The organism is Mycoplasma sp. HU2014 (genome assembly GCF_001199495.1).
Classification (GTDB): domain Bacteria; phylum Bacillota_I; class Bacilli_A; order Mycoplasmatales; family Mycoplasmataceae; genus Mycoplasma.
In genome coordinates this window covers 1-11,107 of sequence record NZ_LFYS01000003.1, presented here as the reverse complement: position 1 = coordinate 11,107, position 11,107 = coordinate 1, and the positions used below count along the sequence as shown (strand labels likewise).

General features: G+C 30.2%; 10 protein-coding genes and 2 rRNA genes. All 12 read right to left on the bottom strand.

Annotated features, from left to right (window positions below; all coding sequences use genetic code 4):
- Positions 1 to 514: ribosomal RNA gene (locus AB668_RS00145) — 23S ribosomal RNA — on the bottom strand; the annotation flags it as partial.
- Between the two features lie 224 nt (positions 515 to 738).
- Positions 739 to 2,261 (bottom strand): 16S ribosomal RNA (locus AB668_RS00140).
- Positions 2,262 to 2,558: 297 nt separating this feature from the next.
- Positions 2,559 to 3,974, bottom strand: a complete 1,416-nt coding sequence (locus tag AB668_RS00135) for an NADP-dependent glyceraldehyde-3-phosphate dehydrogenase (RefSeq protein ID WP_050517110.1) — start codon at positions 3,972 to 3,974, stop codon at positions 2,559 to 2,561.
- Between the two features lie 103 nt (positions 3,975 to 4,077).
- Positions 4,078 to 4,845 carry a TrmH family RNA methyltransferase gene (locus AB668_RS00130; protein WP_050517109.1) on the bottom strand — a complete coding sequence of 256 codons (768 nt, stop codon included), beginning with the start codon at positions 4,843 to 4,845 and terminating at the stop codon, positions 4,078 to 4,080.
- A gap of 12 nt (positions 4,846 to 4,857) precedes the next feature.
- A complete protein-coding gene (locus AB668_RS00125; RefSeq protein ID WP_050517108.1) occupies positions 4,858 to 5,361 on the bottom strand; it encodes a dUTP diphosphatase in 504 nt (167 codons plus the stop codon).
- Positions 5,362 to 5,374: 13 nt separating this feature from the next.
- Entirely contained in the window at positions 5,375 to 5,854 is a 480-nt protein-coding gene (locus tag AB668_RS00120) for a hypothetical protein (RefSeq protein WP_050517107.1), read from the bottom strand.
- 87 nt (positions 5,855 to 5,941) lie between these two features.
- Positions 5,942 to 7,807: a translation initiation factor IF-2 gene (infB, locus tag AB668_RS00115; protein WP_050517106.1), complete on the bottom strand. Its 1,866-nt coding sequence runs from the start codon at positions 7,805 to 7,807 to the stop codon at positions 5,942 to 5,944.
- A 24-nt stretch (positions 7,808 to 7,831) separates the two neighbouring features.
- Entirely contained in the window at positions 7,832 to 8,131 is a 300-nt protein-coding gene (locus AB668_RS00110) for a L7Ae/L30e/S12e/Gadd45 family ribosomal protein (RefSeq protein ID WP_050517105.1), read from the bottom strand.
- On the bottom strand, positions 8,118 to 8,387 hold the full coding sequence (rnpM, locus tag AB668_RS00105) for an RNase P modulator RnpM (RefSeq protein ID WP_050517104.1): 270 nt from the start codon (positions 8,385 to 8,387) through the stop codon (positions 8,118 to 8,120). Before rnpM ends, AB668_RS00110 begins: the two co-directional genes overlap by 14 nt.
- Positions 8,380 to 9,870, bottom strand: a complete 1,491-nt coding sequence (gene nusA / locus AB668_RS00100) for a transcription termination factor NusA (RefSeq protein ID WP_050517103.1) — start codon at positions 9,868 to 9,870, stop codon at positions 8,380 to 8,382. Before nusA ends, rnpM begins: the two co-directional genes overlap by 8 nt.
- Positions 9,871 to 9,878: 8 nt before the next feature.
- Positions 9,879 to 10,373 carry a ribosome maturation factor RimP gene (gene rimP / locus AB668_RS00095; RefSeq protein WP_050517102.1) on the bottom strand — a complete coding sequence of 165 codons (495 nt, stop codon included), beginning with the start codon at positions 10,371 to 10,373 and terminating at the stop codon, positions 9,879 to 9,881.
- A 189-nt stretch (positions 10,374 to 10,562) separates the two neighbouring features.
- Positions 10,563 to 11,107, bottom strand: a 545-nt coding sequence (locus AB668_RS05605; RefSeq protein WP_235443306.1) for an EGFR-like transmembrane domain-containing protein, incomplete at its 5' end; no start/stop codon positions are given.

The window sequence follows — 11,107 nt, the reverse complement described above, 5'->3', positions numbered from 1 at the left end:
TCCTTTCCCTCACGGTACTGGTTCACTATCGGTAAAATGGTAGTATTTAGGCTTACCAAGTGGTCTTGGCAGATTCCAACAAAATTTCACGTGTTTCGCCGTACTCAGGATACTTTCTCGAGGTTATTGCATTTCGTATACGGGGGTATCACCCTCTATGCCGCTACTTCCCAATAGCTTCTACTATACAATAACTTTGTAACTCTAACAAAAGTCCTACAACCCTGCCCCGTAGAACGGTTTGGCCTGTTCCGTGTTCGCTCGCCACTACTAACAGAATCATTATTATTTTCTTTTCCTCTAGGTACTAAGATGTTTCAGTTCCCTAGGTTCCCTTCTTATAAGCTATGTATTCACTTATAGATAACATGAGATAAATCATGTTAGGTTTCCCCATTCGGACATTCCGGGATCGCAGCTTACTTCCAGCTCCCCCAGACTTTTCGCAGGTAATCACGTCCTTCTTCGGCTCCATTTTCCAAGGCATTCACCATATGCCCTTACTATTTTTTTAGAAAATCTTTCTAGCAATTTGTAACTCAATTAATTTTAGTTAATTGTTTTGATGTCATTACGAATAATTTCGTAATAATTATCTAATTATATGTTGTTATAATCAGAAAATTGCATTTCATCTAATATTCAGTTTTCAAAGAACAATCATTTTCAGAGATTTATACAATCCCTGAAAACTAAATAGAACTAAAATAGTCAATAATAAATGTTTTATCTCCATAGAAAGGAGGTGATCCATCCGCACGTTCCCGTACGGATACCTTGTTACGACTTCACCCCAATCGCCAGTCCTACCTTGGGAGGTGCTCTCCTTGCGGTTAAGCTACCCACTTCTGGTATTACCAACTCTCGTGGTGTGACGGGCGGTGTGTACAAGACCCGAGAACGTATTCACCGCGACATAGCTGATTCGCGATTACTAGTGATTCCGGCTTCATGAAGTCGAGTTGCAGACTTCAATCCGAACTGAGACTGGCTTTTTGAGATTAGCTCCCCCTCGCGAGATTGCGACTCTTTGTACCAGCCATTGTAGCACGTGTGTAGCCCAGGACATAAGGGGCATGATGATTTGACGTCATCCCCACCTTCCTCTAGCTTACACTAGCAGTCTCGTTAGAGTCCTCAACTTAATGTTAGTAACTAACGACAAGGGTTGCGTTCGTTGCGGGACTTAACCCAACACCTCACGGCACGAACTGACGACAACCATGCACCACCTGTCTCAATGTTAACCTCCACTATATCTCTATAGCTTTGCACTGGATGTCAAGTCCTGGTAAGGTTCTTCGTGTTGCTTCGAATTAAACCACATGCTCCACCACTTGTGCGGGTCCCCGTCAATTCCTTTGAGTTTCACTCTTGCGAGCATACTACTCAGGCGGAGTACTTAATGCGTTAGCTGCGACGCTGAGATAACCCCAACACCTAGTACTCATCGTTTACAGCGTGGACTACAGGGTATCTAATCCTATTTGCTCCCCACGCTTTCGTGCCTCAGCGTCAATAACAAGCCAGTAAGCCGCTTTCGCCACAGGTGTTCTTCCATATATCTACGCATTTCACCGCTACACATGGAATTCCGCTTACCTCTCTTGCATTCTAGTAATGCAGTTTTCAAGGCGAACCGGAGTTGAGCTCCGGGCTTTAACCTCAAACTTGCAAAACCGCCTACGCACCCTATACGCCCAATAAATCCGGATAACGCTTGCCACCTATGTATTACCGCGGCTGCTGGCACATAGTTAGCCGTGGCTTTCTGGTAAGGTACCGTCAATATAGAGGCATTTCCTACTCTATTTTTTCTTCCCTTACAACAGAGCTTTACAACCCGAAGGCCGTCATCACTCACGCGGCATTGCTTCATCAGACTTTCGTCCATTGTGAAAAATTCCCTACTGCTGCCTCCCGTAGGAGTCTGGGCCGTATCTCAGTCCCAATGTGGCCGATCAACCTCTCAGTTCGGCTACGTATCATCGCCTAGGTGAGCCATTACCTCACCTACTAACTAATACGCCGCATCCCCATCTCATAGTGAACCAAACGGTCCTTTCAATCTTTTCTCATGCGATAATAAGATTCACATGCGGTATTATCTTTCGTTTCCAAAAGTTATCCCCCGCTATGAGGTAGGTTAGATACGTGTTGCTCACCCGTTCGCCACTGGGGTGCAAGCACCCCCGTTCGACTTGCATGTATTAGGCATGCCGCCAGCGTTTATCCTGAGCCAGGATCAAACTCTCATTTTAAAATTGTTTTATAAATTAAGTTAGATTCTGACTATTTTATTATTGTTTTAATATAAGTATTTTGTATTACTCAAATTCATCTTTTTGACAAGATTTGTACAATAATTTGTTCTATTTAGTTTTCAAAGATCGTATCGTTTTTTCTTTATCTCTTAACGACAAAAATAAGTATATCTTTATTATTTTATTAATACAAGTGTTTTTTTAAAAAAATTTAAAATTTTTAAAATTATAAAAAAATAAGTCTTCTGAGTACTTCAGAAAGACTTGAATAATATATTAAATATTGCTTAAATACTAATTATTTATAACAATACCTTTATATCTTGTTGAAAATAACAATGTATCAATAATACCTTGAACTCCAAATCCAGAATCTTTAACCCCTAAGAAAGGAAACACATCTGGACCACGTTGAGATTTACCATTAATATTTACAGTTCCTACTTCAAGTTGGTTAGCTATTTTTAAAGCTTTATCTAAATTATTTGAATAAATACTTGCTTGTAGTCCAAAATTAGAATCATTTGCAACTTTAATCATTTCATCAATTGAATTAATTCTAATAATAGGTAAAACTGGACCAAAAGGTTCTTCTCATGCTAATTTCATATCAGTTGTTACGTGATCAACAAGTGTTGGATAGATTAAATTATTTTCTCTTTTATCACCTGTAATAATTTTTGCACCTTTATTTTTAGCATCATTAATCAATTCTCAAACAAAATCAGCAGACTTATTATCTATTAAACAAGTAATATCAACATTATCTTTAGGTAAACCTACAGTTAATTTTTCAATCTTAGATTTTAAAATATCGATTAATTTATCAGCAATTTGATCTGTTGTGATAACTCTTTTAATTGCTGTACATCTTTGGCCTGAATAACTAAAAGCTCCTGAAACTATTTCCTTTGCATATTTTTCTAGATCATAATCATCTAAAACAATTGCAGGATCTTTTCCACCTAACTCTAAAACAACATCTTTTGTTGAACTAATTTCAAGTAATCTTTTTCCTACTTCAACACTTCCTGTAAATGAAATAAAATCAGCTAGTTTATTTGTAATTATTTCATCACCAATTTCGCGTCCACGTCCTGTTACAACATTAAAAATTCCTTTAGGTAAATTTGCTTTATATGCTAGTTCACCTAGTTTGGCTCCAATTAAACTTCCTTGTGTAGCTGGTTTAAAAACTAAAGTGTTACCTGTAACTAATGCTGGAATGATTTTTGCTAAAGATAAATTGATTGGATAGTTAAAAGGACTAATCGCTACTCCAACTCCTTTTGCAACTCTCATAAATGTACCAATTTTATTTTTAGCACCATACTTAGCCCCATCAATAATCAATGTTTTTAGTTGTTTAACTTCTATAAAAGTTTGATCAATATATTCAACACTTCTAATTACTTCAGTTAAACATTCTTTATAAGATTTAGCAATTTCACTCATAATGATTTGAGCTAATTCTTCTTTATTTTCATTAATTAAATCTTTTCATTTATTTAGAATTTCAATTCTTCTATCTAAATCAGTTTCTTCTCATTGTTTTTGAGCTTGTTTTGCACTTATAAAAGCATTGTCTATGTCTTGTTTTGTTAAACTAGGAACGGTTCCAGCTATTGAATTGTCAACAGGATTAATTATTTCTAATTCTTTATTATTTTCATATAATTCACCATTAATAAGTGTTTTGAATTTATACATAGATAGCTCCTCCTTGCTTCTTATATAAAAATTATATAAAAAGTTTTAATTGAAATATCTATATCTAGGTTTATTTAAATAAAAATCAACTCTAGTGAGTTGATTATTTAGCATTATTAATTTCATACATAATAATTGAACCAGCAACAGCAGCATTTAAGCTATCTACATCTTCTTGCATTTCAATTTTAACATTAACATCAATTAAGTTTAAAAGTTCAGGACTTATTCCTTTAGATTCATTTCCTATGATTAATGCATACTTATCATCTGAATCGAATTTAATTTTTTGTAAAGGTTTTGCATTATGATGAAGCGATGTTCCAACTATAATGTAATTATTTTCATGTAATATGTTAATAACTTTAATTAAATATTCATTAAATAAATTTACTTTAAATAAATTACCTTGAGTTGAACGTAACACTTTTTGATTATAAAATCCAGCACTATTTGGTGAAGCTATTATAGTTTTAAAATTAAAACTTGCTGCACTTCTTATTAATGTTCCTAAATTACCTGGATCTTGAATTTGATCTAATAATAAAATATCATTTTCTAGATCAATTACTGGATTTTCATCCATACTACATACTGCAAAAACTTCTTGACTTGTAGTTGTTTCACTAAGTTTTTTAGCTACATTTGATGATATTTCAATCACTTCATCAATATTAGGTATTTCATCTTTTAAAACACTTAATGCTTTTTCTGTTGCTAATAAAGTTTTGATAATCTTATGATTATAAGCTTCTAAAACCATATGAAAGCCTTCAACTATAAATAGTTTTTTACTATTACGGTGTTTGCTATCTTTAAGTTTTAAAATATCTTTAATTTTTTGATTTGTTGTAGAAGTTATTTTTTCCATAAAATTTACCTTTTAATAATTATTATCTTGTCTTTTGAAATTAATTTCATTTTTAATATTATAAGCATCAATTATTTCTTGTTGACTGTAATTTTTAACAGAGCAAATATTTAAAAATGAATTTAATAAATCAGCATATGTTGTTTGAGATTTACTATTTATAAAATTAGCTAATTTATTAACTATATTAAAATAAGCATCTATATTATTTTTAAACATTAAATTTTGATATTCAAATTTATCAAAATCATAATTCATTTGATTTCCGATACTTATTAAAAAGTGAATACAATCAATATATTCATCTAATTGAACTGATAATTTTGCTTCTTTTTTATTTGATCAGTATTTAAATGCTCTCTCTTCATTAGCATATTCACCTAATTCAACTAGAAAAGCTATGATTTTTTTGTTCAATATTTCATCATCAACAATAAATTGTTTTTTATTAGAAATATATGAATCTAATTTAGTTTGTTTTTCATTTAGTCATAATAATGTTTTATTATCTAACATTTTTCTCCTTTTATTATTTATCATCGCGTTCAGCCACTAACATTAGCACTCCAGCAATAATACCTAAAATAAATCCAAACATAATTGATAGAATACTCATAACTATTCTATATTTGTATGTTTTTTCTTTTAATGTTTTTATACCTAATATAACAAGTGTTATATAAGGCACAAAAGCTATAGCTAAAAATGAAACAACAAGTATTATTACTACGTTAGCTGATGCTGTTACAGATGCTACTTCAGGATCAAGTGCTGGTGTAGTTCCGATAGCTGCTAAAGCTGGTATGGCTGAAAGGAAAATATAAAACACAGCAGTCAATGCTCCAAAACACCCTAAAATTAAACTAATAATTACTCCTATTTTATAAAGATCTGATAAGTTTTTTGGTTTTATAGTTTTTAATTGTTCGTTTGTCATTTGTTCGTTTGTCATTTGTTCGTTTGTCATTTGTTCGTTTGTCATTTGTTCGTTTGTCATTTGTTCTTTCATAATTTATATCCTCTCTTTTTTTAATGCACATCTAATAATATTTTACTTAATAAATATAAATACATAACATATCTTTAAAAATATTATCTACTTAATTTGTTCTAATTTATAAGTTTCAAAGACATCTCCTTCTTTGATGTCGTTAAAGTTTTTAATAGTTAATCCACCTTCAAATCCTTGTTTTACTTCTTTAGTGTCTTCTTTTGAGTGTTTTAATGAATTGATTTCTCCATCATAAACAACAACACCATTTCTTAAAACACGAATTTTAGCATTTCTAGGAATAACTCCATCAGTTACATAAAATCCACCGATAGTTCCAATTGCTGAGTGTTTAAATAAAGCTCTTACTTCAGCTTGTCCTAAAACAACTTCTTTAAATTCTGGATCTAAAATACCTTTAGCAGCATCTTCAAGTTCTTCAATTAATTTATAAATAATGTTATGTAATCTAATTTCAATTCCATCTTCTTCAGCTTTTTTTCTAACTGTAGCATCTGGTCTTACATTAAATCCATAAACGATTGTTAAACCATCTTTAATAGTTGTAGCTAAACTAATATCTGATAATGATATAGCACCAACTGAAGCTCTAACGATATTTATTTTTACTCCATCAATACTAATTTTTGATAATGAACCTTTTAATGCTTCTACACTTCCTTGAGTATCAGCTTTTACAATTAAGTTAATCGCTTTTAAATCACCATCATCAATATGTTTTTTAATAGCTTCTAGTCCAAAACTTTGTCTTGATTGTCTTTCTGCATTTTGTTGTTTTGCAAAATAAGCTTCAGCAATTTCACGAGCCATTTTTTCGTCTTGTAAAACAATGAATTTATCTCCAGCTTTTGGAACTTGGTTAAGTCCATAAAGCACAACTGGTTTTGATGGTTCAGCTCTTAATACTTTGTGTTTATATTCATCTTCAATACGTTTTATAGCTCCAAATGTAGCTCCAGCAACAACCATATCTCTCATTTCTAGAGTTCCTTGTTGAACTAAAACTGATGCAACAGGACCTTTTGCTTTATCTAAGTGAGCTTCTAAAACCACTCCTGAAGCAAATTTATTAGGGTTAGCTTTTAATCCTTGTAATTCTGAAATTAAAAGAATTGTTTCTTCTAGTTTATCTAAATTGATTTTTTGTTTTGCTGAACCTTCAATAAATGGGATATCTCCTCCATATTCTTCAGCAACTAAACCATAGTTCATTAATTCAATTTTAACTCTATTTGGATCTGCACCTGACTTATCAATTTTGTTAACAAAAACTACAATAGGAACATTTGCTAATTTAGCGTGATCGATAGCTTCTTCAGTTTGAGGCATTACTCCATCATCAGCTGCAACAATTAAAACTACAATATCAGTTGCATTAGCTCCACGACTTCTCATTTCAGTAAACGCTTCGTGTCCTGGAGTATCGATGAATGTAATTTTTTTACCATTCTTAACTGTTATTTGATAAGCACCAATTGCTTGAGTAATTCCTCCGGCTTCAGTATCTACAACATTTGAATTTTTAATTGAATCTAATAATGTAGTTTTACCATGATCAACATGACCCATAATAGTAACAATTGGAGCTCTTTCTTTTAGATCTTCAGGTTTATCTTCTGCTTCTAATAAAGTTTCTAAAATATTTTCTTTAGTAACTGAAGCTTCTTTTTTAAAGTCAAAACCAAATTCTAAACTTAGTTCTCCCATTTGTTCTTCTGTTAACATTGCGTTTTGATTTAATAAAATACCTTGATTGAAAAAGTGTTTTAAAATATCAGAAACTGATTTATTAATTTGACTAGCATAATCAGCTACAGTTAAAGGTTCAGTAAAAACAAACACTCCATCAATTAGACCAGTGCTAACTTCTTCTTTTAATTGTTTTTTAATATTTTTGGTATGTTTTTGTGCTTCTTGTTTTTTAATATTTTTATTTTCTTTTTTTGCCATATAAACACTTCCTTTCTTGTGAAGTTATAGTGTAGATTTTATTAATTTAATAAAGTTAAGATCTTTTAACCCTACAGCAACTACCATCGCTTTACCGCATGCTTTTGATAGTTCTTCTTTTGTTATCAAATCAGAGATATATTCAATATTTCTAGAATTACACTTATCTATAAATTTCTTTTTTTGACTTAGCCCCATATTTGAAGAAATAATTACAAGTTCAATTTTATTTTCTTTTATTTGATCTAATAATTTAGATCCAGTTGTTAAATTTCTTGATGAATAAGCCATTCCAATTGCATTTAATAATTTATTTTTTTGCATTTATAAATTCTTCTAGTTGATCGTAAATAACTAGATCAACTTTGGTTCTTAAACTTTTAGAAAGTAAATTCTTTTTCTTTGCAATTTCAACATGACTTAAATCAGATTTAATATAAACACCTCTACCGTTAGCTTTTTGAGTAGGATCAATAAATACTTCATTTTGCTTATTTTTAACTACTCTAATTAATTCTTTTTTTGGTAGCATTTCAGATGTTACAATTTCTTTTCTTAAACTTTGATGAGAACTATTCATAGTATTTATCGTAATCTTCTATTGTATCTTCTTCATCATCGATATCTTCATCATCATATTCGTTTAATGCTTCATTAAATGCTTCTAAATTAGCATTAATTTCATCGATATCTGGTTCTTGATCAAAAATCGAATCTTGTTCAACTTCAGTTTCTTTAACTTCTTGACTAACTGGTTGAGAAACCAAAATTGGTTCTTCAATATTATTATCTATAACTTCTACTCGAGTTTCTTCAGCTACAACTTCAGCTTGGAAAGCTTGTAAAGCTTCTAAGTCAATAAAGTCTTCTTTATGATTTTGCTTTTTAGAAACATTGTTTGGTTTTGTGTTAGTATTTTTGTTGTTTTGAACTTGTCTTACAACATTTCTCTCTGTTGAGAAAATATTGTTTTCAACTTCTTGTTTAGTAATATTTCCATTTCATAAAATATCGATATTATCATTTAAAGCGTTTGATAAAGAGTAAATGTTAACTTTAGTTTTAACTAAATTAGCAATTAACTTAGCAGCTATTCCTTGTTTTCCAATAGCTAGTGAAAGTTGTTGATTAGGAACAACTATATCATATTCACCATCTACATTATTTACAGATATTACTTTTACTGGTGACATTGCATTTATAATAAATGTTTCCATGCTTTCATCTCATTTAACAACGTCTATTTTTTCACCTTTTAATTCATCGCTTACTTTGTTAATTCTTGATCCACCAACTCCAACAATTGATCCAATTGGTTCAATGTTTTCATTTTTTGAAATAACTGCAACTTTAGCACGTTTTCCAGGTTCACGACTAACAGCTTTGATTTCAATTATTCCCATTCTAACTTCAGGAACTTCTCTTTCAAGTAATTTAGCTAAAAAGTTAGGACTAGTTCTTGAAACAATTAATTGAGATAAACGACTTTCTTTTTCTACTGTTTCAATATATACATCAATAATTTGATCAATTTCAAAAGTTTCATTATTAATTGATTTGTTTTTTCATAAATAAGAAGTAGTTCCTTCGATATCTAAAACATAACTTCCTTCTTTATTCATACCTGTAACTTTAGCTTGAACAATTTCACCTTCTAAGCTAATGAATTTTTCATAGATTTTTTCTCTTTCAGCACCACGTATTTTTTGTTGGAAAATTTGACGAACTTGGTTAACTATCATTCTTGAAAATTCTTCATTAAATTCAATAGGTTTTAAAATAACATCACCAATTTTAACATCAGGATTTTTAACTAAAGCTTCCTGTAGTGAAACTTCTAGTCAGTCATCATCAACTTCTTCAACAACTGTTAATTCTTGATACATACTGATTTTTCCAGTTGTTTCATCAAAATCTACTCTAACAACAGCATCTGTATCAAAGAATTTTTCATAAGCTTTTTGTAATCCTTCTTTAATACCTGAAATGATAACTTCTCTATCTATGTTTTTTTCTTGTTCTATTAATTTTATTGCTTGTAATAATTCATTTCCACTTAACATAATTTCTCCTAAAATTTAATTGCGTATCTCACAAATTTAATATCTTCTCATGATAAATCAATTTTCTTTTTTTGACCTTTTACAAAGAATTCAAATCCAAATTTATTTGTACCTGAATCATATTTAACTAAATATCCTGAAAATTCTAAAACACCTTTTTGTTGAGAATTTAATTGAATAAATACATATTCATCTATTGCTTTTTCTAGTTCTTGTTGAGTTCTAATTTCTTTTTCAATTCCAGCACTAGCAACTTCTAATAAATAAGGTTCATCAATCTCATTTAATTGATCTAAAGCATCAGAAACTACTTCATTAGCTTTAACTATAGTATCAAAATCTAAACCTTTATTAGCTTTTAAAATATCTTGTACTAGAATTTGTAAAACATCACCATCAAATTCACGATGATTGTTTATTTGATAAACTTCTAAATTTAATTTTTCTAATTCTTTGTTTACAACTTCTTGTATTTTTGATTTTATAACACTAAATTTTTTCATAGTTCTCCTATAGGTCAATAATAAAACAAAGCAAGGTATTAGACACCTTGCTTACGCTATATATTTATTCTAATACAATATTAATTGTATAGTTTTTTTATGATTTTTCAATAAAAATAAGTTTTTATGATTTTTCAATAATAAGTCTTGAAATATAAAAATGGATCTTAAGATCCATTTGATTATTAACTATTTTCTCTTACGTCTTCTGAATAATGCTGTGATGGCTCCAAGTATACCAACACCACCAACACCAGCTGATGAAGCTATGATAACTGTTTTATTGTTTTGTTTTCCTGGTTGTTTACTATTAGTCTCATCTTGATTTGTTTGAACAGTAAAATTAATTGTAATTGATCCTTGGTATTTTTGCTGATCATCTTTAACTTTAATTGTTAAAACGTTGTTTTGATTAGTTACAACTTCAAAATCATTTTTAGTTAAGCCATCAAGTTTATCAGCATTATTTCTAATAAATGTTTCAATAATTGCATTTGGTTCATTTGAATTGAACACTCCTGTGTTTGGATTTAAATCTAGACTTGAAATGTTTATTTTAACTGAATAATTAATTGTAATTGATCCTTGGTATTTTTGCTGATCATCTTTAACTTTAATTGTTAAAACGTTGTTTTGATTAGTTACAACTTCAAAATCATTTTTAGTTAAGCCATCAAGTTTATCAGCATTATTTCTAATAAATGTTTCAATAATTGCATTTGGTTCATTTGAAT